The organism is Paraburkholderia sp. MM5482-R2, assembly GCF_050436125.1.
GTDB lineage: Bacteria > Pseudomonadota > Gammaproteobacteria > Burkholderiales > Burkholderiaceae > Paraburkholderia > Paraburkholderia tuberum.
In genome coordinates, this window is record NZ_JBNDLP010000003.1 from 1,106,990 (window position 1) to 1,122,201 (window position 15,212).

General features: G+C 63.0%; 15 protein-coding genes. 7 read left to right on the top strand and 8 right to left on the bottom strand.

All coding sequences use genetic code 11. The annotated features are described in order from the left end of the window. Window positions 1-689: 689 nt before the first annotated feature. The 3 genes from OKW37_RS27230 to OKW37_RS27240 all read right to left on the bottom strand — a co-directional run bounded on the left by OKW37_RS27230 (window position 690) and on the right by OKW37_RS27240 (window position 5,525). Window positions 690-2,840 (bottom strand): hypothetical protein, encoded by a 2,151-nt coding sequence (locus OKW37_RS27230; protein WP_429402758.1) that lies wholly within the window; start codon window positions 2,838-2,840, stop codon window positions 690-692. 217 nt (window positions 2,841-3,057) lie between these two features. Then, window positions 3,058-3,672, bottom strand: coding sequence for a ligase-associated DNA damage response endonuclease PdeM (pdeM, locus tag OKW37_RS27235; protein WP_429402759.1), 615 nt, complete (start codon window positions 3,670-3,672; stop codon window positions 3,058-3,060). Beyond that, window positions 3,669-5,525 (bottom strand): helicase-related protein, encoded by a 1,857-nt coding sequence (locus OKW37_RS27240; protein WP_429402760.1) that lies wholly within the window; start codon window positions 5,523-5,525, stop codon window positions 3,669-3,671. Before OKW37_RS27240 ends, pdeM begins: the two co-directional genes overlap by 4 nt. A gap of 251 nt (window positions 5,526-5,776) precedes the next feature. Here OKW37_RS27240 and OKW37_RS27245 point away from each other — a divergent pair, with 251 nt between their 5' ends. From OKW37_RS27245 to OKW37_RS27255, 3 genes are all read left to right on the top strand, one after another. After that, on the top strand, window positions 5,777-6,127 hold the full coding sequence (locus OKW37_RS27245; RefSeq protein WP_373685682.1) for an FKBP-type peptidyl-prolyl cis-trans isomerase: 351 nt from the start codon (window positions 5,777-5,779) through the stop codon (window positions 6,125-6,127). A 103-nt stretch (window positions 6,128-6,230) separates the two neighbouring features. Continuing rightward, window positions 6,231-6,692, top strand: a complete 462-nt coding sequence (locus OKW37_RS27250) for a DUF488 family protein (RefSeq protein WP_184025218.1) — start codon at window positions 6,231-6,233, stop codon at window positions 6,690-6,692. A gap of 276 nt (window positions 6,693-6,968) precedes the next feature. Then, window positions 6,969-8,042 carry a DUF6765 family protein gene (locus OKW37_RS27255; protein WP_184064180.1) on the top strand — a complete coding sequence of 358 codons (1,074 nt, stop codon included), beginning with the start codon at window positions 6,969-6,971 and terminating at the stop codon, window positions 8,040-8,042. Window positions 8,043-8,095: 53 nt separating this feature from the next. On the opposite strand, the gene OKW37_RS27260 is transcribed toward OKW37_RS27255, so the two are convergent. After that, window positions 8,096-8,347 (bottom strand): hypothetical protein, encoded by a 252-nt coding sequence (locus OKW37_RS27260; RefSeq protein ID WP_429402761.1) that lies wholly within the window; start codon window positions 8,345-8,347, stop codon window positions 8,096-8,098. Window positions 8,348-8,759: 412 nt separating this feature from the next. Here OKW37_RS27260 and OKW37_RS27265 point away from each other — a divergent pair, with 412 nt between their 5' ends. The 4 genes from OKW37_RS27265 to cls all read left to right on the top strand — a co-directional run bounded on the left by OKW37_RS27265 (window position 8,760) and on the right by cls (window position 12,098). Next, a complete protein-coding gene (locus OKW37_RS27265; protein ID WP_187611310.1) occupies window positions 8,760-9,098 on the top strand; it encodes a hypothetical protein in 339 nt (112 codons plus the stop codon). A gap of 211 nt (window positions 9,099-9,309) precedes the next feature. Beyond that, the gene (locus OKW37_RS27270; RefSeq protein ID WP_429402762.1) at window positions 9,310-10,143 is read left to right on the top strand and encodes an H-NS family nucleoid-associated regulatory protein; all 834 of its coding nucleotides are present in this window, start codon (window positions 9,310-9,312) and stop codon (window positions 10,141-10,143) included. A gap of 22 nt (window positions 10,144-10,165) precedes the next feature. Continuing rightward, on the top strand, window positions 10,166-10,672 hold the full coding sequence (locus OKW37_RS27275; RefSeq protein WP_429353127.1) for a hypothetical protein: 507 nt from the start codon (window positions 10,166-10,168) through the stop codon (window positions 10,670-10,672). Window positions 10,673-10,823: 151 nt separating this feature from the next. Next, entirely contained in the window at window positions 10,824-12,098 is a 1,275-nt protein-coding gene (gene cls / locus OKW37_RS27280; RefSeq protein ID WP_429402763.1) for a cardiolipin synthase, read from the top strand. A 33-nt stretch (window positions 12,099-12,131) separates the two neighbouring features. Here the strand turns inward: cls and OKW37_RS27285 are convergent, their stop codons facing one another. The 4 genes from OKW37_RS27285 to OKW37_RS27300 all read right to left on the bottom strand — a co-directional run bounded on the left by OKW37_RS27285 (window position 12,132) and on the right by OKW37_RS27300 (window position 15,121). After that, window positions 12,132-12,338, bottom strand: a complete 207-nt coding sequence (locus OKW37_RS27285) for a hypothetical protein (protein ID WP_244144817.1) — start codon at window positions 12,336-12,338, stop codon at window positions 12,132-12,134. A 124-nt stretch (window positions 12,339-12,462) separates the two neighbouring features. Further along, window positions 12,463-13,005, bottom strand: a complete 543-nt coding sequence (locus OKW37_RS27290; RefSeq protein WP_184064195.1) for a hypothetical protein — start codon at window positions 13,003-13,005, stop codon at window positions 12,463-12,465. Between the two features lie 50 nt (window positions 13,006-13,055). Next, entirely contained in the window at window positions 13,056-13,709 is a 654-nt protein-coding gene (locus OKW37_RS27295; RefSeq protein ID WP_184046652.1) for a response regulator, read from the bottom strand. Further along, the gene (locus OKW37_RS27300) at window positions 13,706-15,121 is read right to left on the bottom strand and encodes a cache domain-containing protein (RefSeq protein WP_184064198.1); all 1,416 of its coding nucleotides are present in this window, start codon (window positions 15,119-15,121) and stop codon (window positions 13,706-13,708) included. Before OKW37_RS27300 ends, OKW37_RS27295 begins: the two co-directional genes overlap by 4 nt. Between the last annotated feature and the right edge of the window lie 91 nt (window positions 15,122-15,212).

Below are 15,212 nucleotides of genomic sequence, written 5' to 3' on the forward strand. Positions count from 1 at the left end.
ACGACGATACGCGGCGGTACTGCCGAAGATGGTGGGAATGCTCCGGGAAAAGCGTGCGCGCTGATGTGTTGGTTATCCGACGCGCTGGTGGTTGTGCCACGACACTTTGCATATGGGCGTGGCTCGTGATCGCGTGCGACCGAGGCACACGTTCGACGACTGTGCGAGGTAGCGCACATGGCGACAGCGATTTTCGCGACGCACGCGCATTGCCCGACGACGCGTAATGTTTCGCACGCGCGTTTCGGTGATTTTCATTGCGTTGTCTATTGGGTTGCTCTCATTGGGTTTTTCCTATTTCTATTTTTATGTGCGAATGGCCACACGAATAAAACCAATGATGTGTAAATGGTCGGTATTTGTCCGATAAAACCAAAGGCTAATTTTCGTTTTTCTGATCAGATTGCATTGGGCGCGAGATTTTTTAACTTCCTGTCTGAAGAATGTGGAGTAGCGGATTTGGCGGGCGGATCGTCGTTTAACGCCGCCTGACGGGCCGTATCGGCAATATCGCATTGCGTGGTCTAGCGCACGGTCGAGCGATTGCGCTGCGAATAACTTCAACGTCCATCAAGCCTCGCTGTGCTGCTCTCACGATCACGTGCGCGCACGGCCAGCCGATTCTCTCGAAGCACGCCAAATCGGACCGGGGATTTTCCGTGAGAGAAGTGTTTAGTGCGAATGCATTTTTAATTCGCATAAAGCGAAGCTGCGCAAAGGCTTTGACTTTTCGTTTTGTTGACGAGCGGAGATTCACTCGTTAATTGGACCGGTCTTTTTGGTGAAATAATTCGGAGAGTGAAATGAAGAAGCAAAGCGGGGACGCGTGGATATTGGGAACGCGACGGGCGGCTTTGGCGGTCGCGGTCAGTCTTTATGCGGCGATGGCGGGTGCGCAGACGAATTCGGGGAGCACCGCCGCGCCGGCAACGAATCCCGCAGTGATGGTGCTCGCCGAGGCTAGCGTGCACGGCGGATGTCCGTCGGGCGGCGGGCCGGGTTGCACGTCGCAGGGATTCGGGCAGCTCGGGGCGGGCGCCTTCGGCGTCGCGGCGGCGGGGCTCGGCCCGACATCGCCCACCGGCTCGCCGGCGGGCAACGGGACGTCCTCGACAGGCACGGGCGCGGGAAGCGGTGGCGGGAATAGCTCGGCTAATTCCGGCCCGGGCGGGGTGGGCTCGGGAAATACCGGCGGCAACAACGGCAATGGCGGTGCCGGCGACAACGGTAACGGCGGCGCGGGTAGCGGTGGTGGCGGGAATGGCTCGGGGAATGGCGGCACGGGCGGCGATGGCGGCGGTAACGGAGGCGGTGATAACGGCGGGGACGGTGGTGGGGATGGTGGTCATGGGCATGGTCATGGTCATGGCCACGGCGGTGATGGTGACGGCGATGGCGGCCATGGTCATGGCCACGGTGGCGATGGTGACGGCGACGGCGGCCATGGTCATGGCCACGGCGGTGATGGTGACGGCGACGGCGGCCATGGACATGGCCACGGTGGCGATGGTGACGGCGATGGCGGCCATGGCCATGGCCACAGTGGTGATGGTGACGGCGATGGCGGCCATGGACATGGCCACGGTGGTGACGGTGACGGCGATGGCGGTCACGGTCACGGTCATGGTCACGCTGGCGATGGTGACGGCGACGGCGGCCATGGACATGGCCACGGTGGTGATGGTGACGGCGACGGCGGCCATGGACATGGCCACAGTGGTGATGGTGACGGCGATGGCGGCCATGGCCATGGGCACGGCGGTGATGGTGCCGGCGATGGCGGTCATGGCGACGGCGGCCACGGTGACGGCGGTCATGGCGATGGCGGCCACGGCGCCAGCGGTCATGGCGACGGCGGTCATGGCGACGGCGGTCATGGCGACGGCGGTCATGGCGACGGCGGTCATGGCGACGGCGGTCATGGCGACGGCGGTCATGGCGACGGCGGCCACGGTGACGGCGGTCATGGCGATGGCGGCCACGGCGCCAGCGGTCATGGCGACGGCGGTCATGGCGACGGCGGTCATGGCGACGGCGGCCACGGTGACGGCGGCCACGGTGACGGCGGTCACGGTGACGGCGGTCATGGTGACGGCGGTCATGGTGACGGCGGTCATGGTGACGGCGGTCACGGTGACGGCGGTCACGGTAACGGCGGTCATGGTGACGGCGGTCATGGTGACAGCGGTCACGGTGACGGCGGCCACGGTGACGGCGGCCACGGCAGCAGCGGTGGCGAAGGCAAAGGCGGTTCCGGCAACGGTGGCCATGGCGGTGAAGGCGGTGGCGGCCAGGGCAACGGCGGCTACGGCCACGGCGGCCATGGTGGTGAAGGCGGCGGCCAGGGCAAAGGCGGTTCCGGCAACGGTGGCCATGGCGGTGAAGGCGGTGGCGGCCAGGGCAACGGCGGCTCCGGCCACGGCGGCCATGGCGGTGAAGGCGGCGGCCAGGGTAACGGTGGTTCCGGCCACGGCGGCCATGGCGGTGAAGGCGGTGGCGGCCAGGGCTCCGGCCACGGCGGCCATGGTGGTGAAGGCGGCGGCCAGGGTAACGGTGGTTCCGGCAACGGCGGCCATGGCGGTGAAGGCGGTGGCGGCCAGGGCAACGGCGGCTACGGCCACGGCGGCCATGGTGGTGAAGGCGGCGGCCAGGGCAACGGCGGTTCCGGCAACGGTAGCCATGGCGGTGAAGGCGGCGGTGGCCAGGGCAACGGCGGCTCCGGCAACGGAGGCCACGGTGGCCGTGGCGGCAACGGCGGCAACGGCGGCAACGGCGGCGGTCAAGGCAGCGGCGGCCACGGTGGCGGCTACGGCGGCGGTGGCTCCGGCAATGGTGGCCACGGCGGCGGCAACCACTAACCAGTGGCAGGAGTCCCGCGAACCTTGCGGGGCTCCCGAGGGTGGAGGCCGGCGCCGCCCGGCCTCCACACCGACCGCACTCGCGCCGCGGGGAGTTTGCAGCGAAAGAGCCAGCAAAAAACCCAGCCAGCGAACCGGCCAACCAATCCGCAAACAAAAAACCAACCAGGCAACAAAATGGACGGCCCCCGCCGTCCACTCAACTCCTCAACTCGATCACTCTTTGCTGTACCACCAGAAAAACCCTCTCCCCCAGAACGCGCCCCGTCTCACGCGCGCCTCCGGTAAAACTACCGAACGCCGGCAGCACCCCCCGATCGATCCCAAAGCGAAAGCACGGCACACGCACTGAATCGGTCCGCGTCGCGATCCGAAAGACCGGATGCACATGCCCCGCGAGCACATACGCGTGATCGACCGCATGCGGGCGCTGGCACAGCGCCCAGGCCCCGATATGCCACGGCTCGCGCACGGACTCGACATCCAACGTAAGCGGCAACGCACCGGCATGCCGATCGTGATTGCCCTCGACGAGTACCACGCGCCTCGACGCATGCCGCGCGCACCACGCATGCAACGCATCGAGCGTGAGCGTCGACAGCGACTCGCGCGCATGCAGCAGATCGCCGAGAAACACCAGCGTCGCCGGCTCGAACTCGGTGATCAGACGTTCGATCCGCAGCAGATTCTCCGCGGTCGAACCAGTCGGCACCGGAATGCCGCGCGCGCGCAGCGCCGGATCGAAACACGCGCGCAAGCTCGACAGCACGAGAGGTCGTCCGCCGACGTCGATCGCGAGCGGGGTCGGCTTCATCGTTGCGCCGCCCGTTCGAGCTCGGCCAGCATTCGCTCGACGCGATCGGCGAGCTTCTCGGTGCTGACTTTTTCGCGCAGGCGTCCGACGATCAACGGAAACGCGAACGGGGTCGGCTTCTTGGGCCGCGCGAGCACGACGCGGTTCGCGTTCATTCGTTCGAGCGCAAAACGAATGCGCCGCACGTCGAGTTCCTGCAGCAGTACTTCGGTATCGGCCTGGCCCAGCAGCAGATTGCCGCGATCGTGCTGACGAAAGATCTGGTAGAAAAGCCCGCTCGATGCCTGCAATTGCCGCGCGCTCTTCTGCTGTCCCGGATGCGCCTGAAACACGAGTCCCGACACTCGTGCAATCTCGCGAAAACGTCGCAAGGAGAGTTCGGACGAATTGAGGCTCGCAAGAATGTCGTGATCGAGTTCGTCAGGTGAAAGCAGGCCATTCTCTAATTGCGCGGCCCAATCGAAAGCCTGCGCGCACAGCAATTCGAAACCGTAGTCGTTGATCGAAATCGAAAACGTGCCGGGCTTCTCGCGCGCGACTCGCCACGCGAGCAGAGCGCCAAGTCCGATATGCGCGGTGCGCCCCGCGAACGGATAGCAGAAGAAGTGGTGACCCTCGCGCGATTTGAGCAGCTCGACGACGAGTACGCCCGGCTCGGGCAACGCCGACCACTTCTGCTGCAATTCGAGCAGCGGCCGCACCGCGCGCAATTCCAGTTCGTCGTAGATGCCGTCGGCGGCGCGCGCGAGCATCGTCAATGTGGCGTCGGCGAGCTCGGACCATAGCGGCATGCGGCTACCGGCCCATTGCAGCGTCGCGCCGCCGCCTTCGACGAAACCCAGCGTCCAGTCGAACTCCTGCTGCGTCAGATCACGATATGCATAGGTATGCAGAAGTTCATCGTACAGCTCGAGCGCGTCGAAGCCACCGCCGATCGCAACGGTGACGAGGTGCTGCACCAGCACGTCGAACGGCTTTTGCGGCGTATCGCGGCTTTCGATCTGCTGCTTGTCGACGGCTTCACGCGCGGCCGCCGCTTCGATCAATTCGAGCGCATGCGTCGGCACGATCGTCACGCGAGACGGCAAACCGGGCGCATGTCCCGAGCGGCCCGCGCGCTGCATCAAGCGCGCGACGCCTTTTGTCGCGCCGATCTGGAACACGCGTTCCACCGGCAGAAAATCGACGCCGAGGTCGAGACTAGACGTACACACGACAACCTTTAGCAAGCCGTTCTTCAACCCACGTTCGACCCACTCGCGTACCTGCTGATCGAGCGAGCCGTGATGCAGCGCGATCACTCCGACCCACTCGGGGCGCGCCTCGAGCAGCGCCTGGTACCACACCTCGCATTGCGAGCGCGTGTTCGTGAAGACGAGCGACGTGCGTGCTTCGTCGATCGCGCGCGCGACCGCATCGACCTGCCGCATGCCCATATGACCGCCCCACGGAAAGCGCTCGATCGTGTCGGGAATGATCGTGTCGACGATCAGTGCTTTCGTCAGCGCGCCGTGCACGCTGACGCGCGGCGTCGCGACCGGCGCGAGCAGTACCTCGGTCGCGAACGACAGATTGCCGAGCGTCGCCGACAGCCCCCACACCTGCAAGCCGGGCCGCCAATGGGTGAGACGCGCGAGCGCGAGTTTGTCGGCGAACGGGCGGCGCGCGTCGTCAAGTGAATACGAGGGGAACGGTAGCGGTTCGAACGCGGGTTCGCGCGCATCGAGCCGCGCGTGTTGCGCGCGGCTGCGCGGAATCCGGCGCGGCCTTGGCGCGCGAACGCGCTCGTCGGAGGGGGCTGGCGCTGCGGAGAGATCGTAAGCGGGGTCGTCGGAATGGGCCGGCTCGGTCATCGAAAGCGCTCTCAACAAGTGTGGCGGATTCGCTTGCCGGCGACTCGCGCCGGACGTTCATGTGGACCGCGGGGTCGCGCGACGGCTCAGCGAGGTTCCTGATGGGCGCGCAACGACCCGCGGCATCGGGCAATATGTGGGAGCCTCGGCCGACACCCGATCCGTTACAATCAAACGGACTACCCCACTGGAGATTCGCTTTGAAATCACTCGTTGCTTTGCTGGCCGCAGCCGTTCTGTCCTCGACCGCGATGGCTGCCGCGCCGACCACGGAGAAGCTGCCGTCCGGCGTCATCGTCGAACATCTGACGCAAGGCACGGGCCCGCAACCGTCCGCGACCGACGTGGTAAAGGTCAACTATCGCGGCACGCTGCCCAACGGCACCGAATTCGATAGCTCGGCCAAGCATGGCGGGCCGGCCACGTTCCCGCTCAATCGCGTGATTCCGTGCTGGACGCAAGGCGTGCAGAAGATGAAAGTCGGCGGCAAGGCGCGACTCACGTGCCCGGCGGCGACCGCATACGGCGATCGCGGCGTCGGCCCGATTCCGCCGAATACCGATCTGACCTTCGAAGTCGAACTGGTCGACATCGTCAAATAAAGCACGCGAGCGGCGCTAAAGATGCACTGACACCCGAGCCTCGCTGCGCCAATCGCAGCGAGGCTTTTTTATGGGCGCCGAATGGCCTGCCAGGGGATTCACCATGAAACGTGACAAAAGTAGCGTGCAGGTGGCCAGCATTGGTTTTACCGGCAAGAGCGCCCAGAAATTCTTCAGTTTGCTGAAGGACGCCCATGTGCGCACGGTGCTCGACGTTCGCCTGAACAACACGTCGCAACTCGCGGGCTTTGCGAAAAAGCAGGATCTGCCTTACTTTCTCGACCAGTTGTGCAATGCGGCGTACGTGGAAATACCGGAACTGGCTCCCGAGCCGGACCTGCTCAAACGCTACCAGGGCAAGCAATTGAGCTGGGAGAACTTTCGGGAGGAATATTTCGACCTCATCGCGCGCCGCCGCGTGGAAAGTAATCTGGATATCGCGCTATTCGAATCGGGTTGCCTGCTTTGCAGTGAACATTTACCACATCATTGCCACCGGATGTTTGCGCTCGAGTATCTGAACCAGCACTGGAATAGTCGTCTTTCCGTTACACATTTGACCTGACCGGCGCCGATCGGGCCGGGTTACGTTTTTCCGCCTCATTGGCCGGCGGCTTTTCGTGCCGGCAGGTTACATCTCGCCGGCTGCGCCCGCGTTTCCTTCAGTAGCCCGAATGGTTGCGTGGCGCGAAACGTGGAAAAGCGCGTCCAGTACGCATGTTTTTTCAATGCGTGTGCCGCTCGCTCGTCTACTATCTACTCACGCGCAGCTCCCTCTATTCGTCTCGCCCTATCGCCGGCCACGAACCGGCCGTGATTATGCGCGCCAGGAGCGCTTGCCATGAACATCGACTTTCATTACGGCGTGGTCTACATTGCCGCGCGCGTCGGCGGCATGACGGCCGGCGATGCGCAAACCATCGCGCATGCCTGCCAATATGTCGACGACGCAACGACGAGCGGCATACTGCGGTTCAAAGGCGGCGAGACATTCGAGCGATTCGCGACCGCGCACAAGTTATTCGATTACGCCAATACCGAGAACGACCAGAACCGGCTCGTGTGGACGCCGTTCCATTTTCTGCCGGCTGGCGAGGGTGAAAGTCTCGAGGAAAAGGCGGTTTGCCGGCCCGACAGTGAAGTTGCGCGCGAAGTCGTGCGGCGCGCGATCCGGCAGCGCGATTCGGAGACCGCGTTGCACCGGCTCGGCGTGACGCTTCATACCTATGTCGATACGTGGGCGCACCAGGGATTCGCGGGCATCGAAAGCCCGTGGAATCGCGTGCATCTTCTCGAGGCACAGGATTGCACGCGCAAAGGCTGGCTCGCGAGCCTCGAACTAGCGGTCGCGCATCTGATCGAGCATGTCGAGGAGGACGTTCTGACGATCGCGTTGCCGGTCGGCCATGGCGCCGCGTTGCATTATCCCGACCAGCCATGGGCGCGCTGGCATTACATCGACGGCCGCAATCACTTCATCTCACGACATAATTTGCCGGATTTCGTGCAGGCGGCGGATATGAGTTGTCGTGTCGTGCGAGCTTATCTGGCCGGACGCGAAGATTTCGAAAACCAGCCAGGCATGCCGGACGACGTTAAAGACGCGCTGACCCGGCTGCTCGATACGAACCGCGAACCCGACGACAACCTGCGTCTGAGAACCGTTTGCGAATGGGTGAATGCAGGCCGTATTCCAGGTTTGAAAGAACCCGTGCCCGGCTATATCGCCAAAGGACAAGGATCGTGGAAGTACCAGGCCACCGGTTTGTTGTGCGATGACGACACCGGGGACAGACCGGAGTGGACGACCGCCTTCGAGAAGAGCGACTACCGGCTCTTTCACGACGCGGTCAAACAGCACCGTTTCGTGACCACTCAGGAGATCTTGCCCGCGCGCGGATTACGCATTGCCTAAGTGATCGGAGCAGGGCGCGTGCGAACGTTTGCGGCGGCGCCCGTATTCTCCAGTCACTGCATTCGGGCTTGCTGATGCGGCGCAGCCTGAGCCGCCGCCTGCTGTTCTTCGGCGTGCTTTTTGGCCATATGCCGTCCGACGATGCAGCCGCCGACCGCGCCGACCACCGCATGATGTCCCGCGTAGTGCCCGGCGACGCCGCCCACTACCGCTCCTTTCAGGCAACCGGCCGCGTTCGCGGTGCCGGCCATTGCCAACGAGACTGCCATTGCCCCGAGGGCGGTCCGAATAAAACCAGCTTTCATTGCAAGTACCATCGTGTTTGAGTGGATCGGAATTAGGGTGGCCCGGCGTCCATTTCAATAGCCGCCGCGGGCATGGCGGCTGACAAAGGACTCTCTATTGGCCATACGTCCGCCGCTGGGCACGGATACGAAGTGTAATGGACTTGGCCGGTGCAGGAGCAACAGGTGCTGCAAGATCGGTAACGGCACGTTACCGGAGCCCGGGCGGTGTCTTTGCACGCGTCGTCAGTGGCGTTTCGCGCATGCTTGAATCCGTTCGCTATAGCGGGCCACGAAAAAAGACCGTTTTCAAATAAAAAGTGGACTACTCTCCTTTGAATATCCAAAGGCCTGGCTATAGTAGAAGCGACTAATGCCAGAAAGCACGGCGGCGCCCCTTTCTGTCGCCGATGCGGATGACGGGGAAACACAAATGACGCCACCGAATGCAGCGATCTATCAGACCAGGACTTGCACGCCGGAGTCGTTGCGCACGCTCGCGAGCTTTCTCGAATTGGCGCTCGACGAGGGAAAAAGCGTGGTCGTGATGCGGATCGGCAAGCAGGCGCGCAGCGTTTATGTCGGAAATCCATCCGGGGCATTGGAGGATTTAACGGATTCCGGCGTCGTCGACGCTTTCCAGGCAGATGAAATGCTGGTACTGACCCGCCTGGGCCTGAACCGGATAACGGCGGACGGTCAACACTACCGCTTCATACGGAGTGTGAGGTACATTGCCGATCGCCAGGTCGTCGTTTTTACACCTATCTGAGTGGTGGTGGAACCGAAATGAAAAAGAAGAATCAGGTGGGAAGGAAAAGGAAGAAAGCTTCGATGACCCGGTAAAAAACCTGAAAGCTTCGTTATTTGAACGCCGCATCGGTGCTCGTATCGATGTATTGAAGCTCGGGATAGGTCAATACACTGCCTTTCTTCCGTCATTCATGGCATAGTTCGACGATTACCACATAAGGAGCAATCAAATGCCTTCGTTAGAGCAAATCCAAGCCAAGCTTAAGAAGCTCCAGGAGCAAGCTGACGTTCTCATTGCCAGAAAAGCACAAGCCGCGGTCGACCAGATTCGCGAATTGATGCTCAAGCACGGTCTCACGACTGCCGATATCGAAGCACAGGCGAAGGCACGACGTGCCGCGCAAGGTCTGAATGGCAATCCGGCGGGTCGCGGAAGACCTGCGGGCACGAGCAAAGCCGCCAGGTCGGCAACCCCGGCGAAGTATCGCGACCACAAAACCGGCGCGACCTGGACGGGGCACGGCCGCGCGCCTGGCTGGATCGCCGGCGTGAAGGACCGCACGGCGTTCCTGATCGACGCTGCGAGCGCAAGCAAGCTCGCGGCTGCTCCCGCCGCGAAGGGCGGCAAAGGACAGCCGAAAGGCGCCCAGCCGCCGAAGTACCTGAATCCGAAAACCGGCGCGACCTGGAGCGGCCGCGGTCCGGCGCCGGCATGGCTCGCGGCCGTCAAGGACCGCAGCAAATTCCTGATCGATGACGCGAGCATGGCTGCCGCTCCGAAAGCGGCGAAAACGGCGGCAAAGAGCAGCCAGGCGAAAGCGACCGCGAGTGCGGTAGGCAAGAAGACCGCGGCGAAAAAAGCAACGCGCAAGACGGCCGTGAAAAAGACCGCAGCCAGAAAGGCCACTCCGGCAAGCCGGAAAGCCGCGGTGAAGAAGACCGCCGGCCGCAAAAGCGTTGTGAAGGCGGCAAGAAAAGCACCGGCGCGCAAGGCTGCTGCAAAGAGTACGGCCGCACCCGTCGCGGCGGCTCCCCAAACGCCAGAGACGCAAGCAAGCGCGTAATAGCCGTGGAGTCGTGAAGTAGATGGTTAGCACGTTCGATGCACCCCGGCAGGAAGATCAGGTCTTCCTGCTGGACTCCGCTCCTCGTCCGGCAGCCGATGCCGCCGAACCATTCATCGTCGCCAGCGATCGCCGCGTGATCCTCACTTATCCGATCGCGGAGTCGGACTTTGAACGGTTCGGGCCATTCGATCCCGACGACGATCCTTTTTGCGCGGTGCTGTTCGCCGACTCCATCTTTCACCGTCTCGGGCCGCCGGGCGGTGACGATCTCGCCATTCATCCGCTCGCGGCCCAAGGTCTCGTCGGCTGCGCGGTGCATGAAGTCGTCAATTCGTCGTTGTGCGCCGAGATTGCCGCCGTGGCGACAGACTCCGTCGCCATTGCTCCCGAGGCACCGGCGCGGCGGCATTTCGTCATTACGTTTCAGGCATCGACGTTCGAATGCGTGGCGTCGGACTATACGGTCATCGGCGTATTCGGCGCGGGCGAAATCGCAAGCCGGGAGGCGTTTGCTTTGGTCAGATAAAGCATTGGAACCAGAAAGCAAGGCGCGGTCCTGATCCGGGCACGCGCCGTGCATGACGTGCTGATAGTGAAAGCCAGGCACGAGTGCGGCATTCCCCCGCCGGATGCGGGAGTCGTATGCCGTGACCCGCCGCCTGCCATCGAGGCCACGCATGCTGACCATTTCTATTACCGCGTTCGTCACGCTCGTGATCGTTCTCCTGATCGCCAATCTGTCGAGCGGCGAGAAGAAAATAGAACACAGAATCGAGCGGCTTTATAAGAGCGAAGATCCGCAATTCCTTCGTTCGATGGGTTTATTGCTCGGTCCACCCGTGGTGCCGGGTAATCGCTTCGAGATGCTGCTCAACGGCGACCAGATCTTTCCGTCGATGCTCGAGGGCATTCGGTCGGCGCGCGAAACCATCACATTTGAAACGTTCATTTACTGGTCTGGCGAGATCGGCGGACAGATTGCGCGTGCGCTGGCCGATAAGGCGCGCGAAGGTGTCGCCGTGCATGTACTGCTCGACTGGGTCGGTTCGTCGAAAATGGATCGGCACTATCTGCAACTGCTGCGGGAGGCCGGCGCCGAAGTGGTCAGGTATCACAAGCCGCATTGGACCGGACTCGGTCGCATGAACGACCGTACGCACCGCAAACTATTGGTGATCGACGGCCGGATCGGTTTTACGGGCGGGGTCGGCATAGCGCAGGAGTGGACTGGCAATGCGCAGGACGAAAAGCATTGGCGCGATACGCATTTTCGCGTGACGGGTCCAGTGGTCGGCCATATGCAGGCCGTGTTCATGGACAACTGGATCAAGGCGACCAGCAGCGTATTGCACGGTCCCGAGTATTTTCCGCACATCGATGCCGAGCCGAAAGGAGCGGGCCAGGGTCTCGCGCATATGTTCAGCAGTTCGCCGTCGGGCGGCAGTGACGACATGCAGTTGATGTATCTGATGGCCATCACCGCCGCCACGCGCAGTTTGCAGCTTGCGAGCGCGTACTTCGTGCCCGACAAGCTCACCATCAACGCGATCGTCGAAGCCGCGAAACGCGGCGTGAAAGTACAGATCGTCACGCCGGGCAAACGCATCGACACGCACACGGTGCGCGAAGCGTCGCGTGCGTGTTGGGGCGATCTACTGAAAGCGGGCGTCGAGATCTACGAGTACCAGCCGACCATGTTCCATTGCAAGTTGCTGGTAGTCGACGAGTACATGGTGTCGGTCGGCTCGACGAACTTCGATAGCCGCTCGTTCAAGCTGAACGACGAAGCGAACCTGAACATCTACGACCGTGATTTCGCCACGCAGCAGACCGCCGCGTTCGACGACGACATCGCGAAGTCGAAGCGCGTCACGCTCGAAGCATGGACGCGGCGTTCGTTCACCGAGAAGCTCGTCGAAAAATTCGTGCGGCTACTGGACACGCAGCTTTGAATGCCGGTGCGAACGAGACGAAGCGCCGACGGATCAGTGAACGGCGCTGCTCAGATACGCCTCGACGTCGGGGCGCACTGCTCGCTTGCCGTTGCGGCGTTCAACGGCAGCCACATCGACGAGGCGCGCCTTTGCGTGTTGATACGCATTGGCAAAGCCGCGCAGTTGTTGCGTGACCGGACGGTCGTCGAGCCGGCGTCGTGTGAGCGCTTGCGCGATGCTGCGTTCGATCAGCGCCAACTGGTGTCGATATAGTCGATGCACCGCTCACGGCAGCGCGAGGATATTGCACCAGCGCATCGAGATTGGGCGTGTTGATTTCGCCGCCGAACGCGTGGATGTCGGAGTAGCCGAGACTACCGCGCTAATTGCCCGGATTGAGCACGGGCTTGTCCGGGTCCGCCTGGGTGCGGTAAGGCAACTGCGCGGCGTGAGGATCGGTGATCGTGTTGTCGATCACGCGCTCGACGTCCGCCGTTTTGGCGAGTTCGGTGAGGAAAGTCTTCTTGTCGAAGCCCGGCGCGACGCAGCCTTCGACGTAGATAAAGCGGCGTTGCAGCGTGAGCCATAGCGTCGATTGCTCGCGCCAGTGCGTCGCGACGTTCAGATTCGCGAGACGCCGTTGCACGCTTTCGGCGATTTCCGCGTCGTACAGATACGCGTTCGGCAAACGGCAACGGCCTTCGATCCAGCAGCTATTGCCGCGTTCGATTCTGTAATGGCTCTCGTCGAGCCATTCCTTTTCGGTTTCGAATGGGCCAAGCGGAGTTGGGCAATCGGCGATCGCTTTGGATATCTGGAGGAATGGATCGTGGCCGCGATTGACGCGCGCCGGTTCGCCATCAACGCGAGCCGTGGCCACGCAAATCATCAGACCGGCAAGACTCAGTTCGAACACGCGCTTCATGCCGTGGTCGCTCCAGGTGTGGACCGCTCATTATCGCGCGCCCGCGAACCTCAACGCTTGTTGCGCCGGTTCTCGACCGCGAACTTGATCAACTCGGCCTGTCCTTCGATATCGAGCTTGCGCTTCAGATTCAGCCGATGCGTCTCCACGGTTCGCACCGACAGATCGTTGCGCTGCGCGATCTGCTTGCTCGACAGTCCCTCGGCAAGCGCATCGAGAATGTCGCGCTCGCGCGGCGTCAAGCGTTCGACCGGCGATTGCGTTGCCGACGCCTGGATCAGTCGAGCACCGATCTCCGCGCTAAAGAACGTCTTGCCGTCGAGTACCGCGCCGATCGCCTGAATGATTTCGAGCGCCGGCGAATCCTTCAGAACGTAGCCACTCGCGCCCGCGCGCACCGCCTGCGTCACGTATTCGAGGTTGTCGTGCATCGATAGCATCAGCACACGAATCGCCGGAAAGCGCTCGTGAAAGAGGCCCGCCAACGCAATGCCGTTCATGCCGCTTTTCATGCCGACATCCATCAGCGCCAGATGCGGCGCCTGTCGTTCGGCCAGCGCGAGCGCTTGCTGCGCGTCGCCCGCTTCGCCGACCACTTCGAAGTGGCGCACTGCTTCGAGCCGTGCGCGCAGACCGTCGCGCACGAGCGGATGATCGTCGACGAGCAGCAGACGCGCGATGGAAGGAGAGGTCGTGTCGTTCATGATGAGAGTTCCTGCAGGGACGGCACCGTTGCATGCGTCGTGGGCAGCGGCACGCGCGCGGCGACGACGGTGTGCCCCGGCTGCGAGTTCAGCGACAGCGTGCCGCCGAGCGCTTCGAGCCGTTCGCGCATGTTGCGCAGGCCGACACCTTCACGTCCGCCGACGAATGCTTCGGTCACGTCGAAGCCGCGGCCGTTGTCGGAGATCGTCAGCGTGACCGCATCGCGCGAAACCTCGAGCGCAAGCGCCGCGCTCGACGCCTGCGCATGTCGCACGATGTTCGTCAGCGCTTCCTGGGCGATGCGAAACAGCACGGTGTTGACCGTGTCGGGCAACGTGGCGGCATGCGTATGCGCGATCTGCGTGAAGCCGATCGCGATGCCGGACTCGTCGCCGAGTTCGCGCGTCAGTTGTTCGAGGGCGGCCGCGACGCCGAGATCGTCGAGCATCGACGGACGCAGCGCATGAGAAATGCGCCGGACTTCGCGCAGCGTATCGCCGAGCCGCGTGAGTCCGGTGGACAGGGCGGCCTCGGCGGCGGGCACGCGTGCGTCGCCGCGTTCGAGCCGCGCGAGCGCCGATTCGAGCAGCAGCTTCACGGACACCATCATCTGGCTGATGCCGTCGTGCAATTCGCGCGACAGGCGCGCTCGCTCGTTTTCCTGCGACTCGACGACCTGCTGCGCGAGCCGCTTCAGCTTCGCGTCGGCACTGCGATATTCGGTCACGTTCAGCACGAGTGCGCACAGCGCAATGACCGCGAGGCCGGCCACCGCGATCGCGTCGATCCACTTCATCGTGCGATCGATATTGGCCGCGGCCTCCTCGTCGATGTGCGCGAGCGTCGTGTCGACGTCGTCGAGATAGATGCCGGTGCCGAGCATCCAGCCCCAGCGTTCGAGCGGCACCACGTAGCCGAGTTTCGACTCCTCCTTGCCGGTCGACGGCCGATGCCACAGATAGCGCACATAGCCGCCGCCGCGCGCGGCTGCGGCGAGTAGCTGCTGGATCGTCGGCGTGCCATGGCTATCGCGCAACGACCACAGATCCCGACCCACCAGATCCGGCTCGCGCGGATGCATCAGCGTGCGGCCGTGCAGGTCGTACACGAAGAAGTAGCCGTCCTCGCCGAAATTCATCTTTTCGAGCACCGCGAGCGCACGCGTGCGCAGCAGCGCGTCGTCGCGTGCGTTGTCGCCGCCGGCCTCGTAGAGCGGCGCGATCGCAGTCGTCGCGAGTTCGACGTAGTGCTTGAGCTCGATCTCCTTACTCGCCATGTACGCGGCCTGGGTGGTCGCGTGCTGCCGCTCGGCGAGTGCGGTCGCTTCGCGGCGCACGCCCGTCTCGATGCTGGCGATCGCCGCCAGAAAGGGCACGATCGCGAGCAGCACTATCTTTGCTTTGAGTTTCATCGTTGAAAAAAGCCAGTCAACGGGCTACGTAATATTACGTAGACGGCTTACGTAGTTGCGCGCTTGAAAGCAGGCGCGCGAAGGCGAATAC

Excerpts from the sequence above, each read along its gene's own strand:
- OKW37_RS27275 (WP_429353127.1), top strand. The coding sequence starts at position 10,166 with ATGGTTAGCACGTTCGATGCACCCCGGCAGGAAGATCAGGTCTTCCTG.
- OKW37_RS27300 (WP_184064198.1), bottom strand. The coding sequence starts at position 15,121 with ATGAAACTCAAAGCAAAGATAGTGCTGCTCGCGATCGTGCCCTTTCTG.
- OKW37_RS27290 (WP_184064195.1), bottom strand. The coding sequence starts at position 13,005 with ATGAAGCGCGTGTTCGAACTGAGTCTTGCCGGTCTGATGATTTGCGTG.
- OKW37_RS27295 (WP_184046652.1), bottom strand. The coding sequence starts at position 13,709 with ATGAACGACACGACCTCTCCTTCCATCGCGCGTCTGCTGCTCGTCGAC.
- cls (WP_429402763.1), top strand. The coding sequence starts at position 10,824 with ATGCTGACCATTTCTATTACCGCGTTCGTCACGCTCGTGATCGTTCTC.
- OKW37_RS27265 (WP_187611310.1), top strand. The coding sequence starts at position 8,760 with ATGACGCCACCGAATGCAGCGATCTATCAGACCAGGACTTGCACGCCG.
- OKW37_RS27255 (WP_184064180.1), top strand. The coding sequence starts at position 6,969 with ATGAACATCGACTTTCATTACGGCGTGGTCTACATTGCCGCGCGCGTC.
- OKW37_RS27270 (WP_429402762.1), top strand. The coding sequence starts at position 9,310 with ATGCCTTCGTTAGAGCAAATCCAAGCCAAGCTTAAGAAGCTCCAGGAG.
- OKW37_RS27250 (WP_184025218.1), top strand. The coding sequence starts at position 6,231 with ATGAAACGTGACAAAAGTAGCGTGCAGGTGGCCAGCATTGGTTTTACC.
- OKW37_RS27240 (WP_429402760.1), bottom strand. The coding sequence starts at position 5,525 with ATGACCGAGCCGGCCCATTCCGACGACCCCGCTTACGATCTCTCCGCA.
- OKW37_RS27245 (WP_373685682.1), top strand. The coding sequence starts at position 5,777 with ATGGCTGCCGCGCCGACCACGGAGAAGCTGCCGTCCGGCGTCATCGTC.
- OKW37_RS27260 (WP_429402761.1), bottom strand. The coding sequence starts at position 8,347 with ATGAAAGCTGGTTTTATTCGGACCGCCCTCGGGGCAATGGCAGTCTCG.
- pdeM (WP_429402759.1), bottom strand. The coding sequence starts at position 3,672 with ATGAAGCCGACCCCGCTCGCGATCGACGTCGGCGGACGACCTCTCGTG.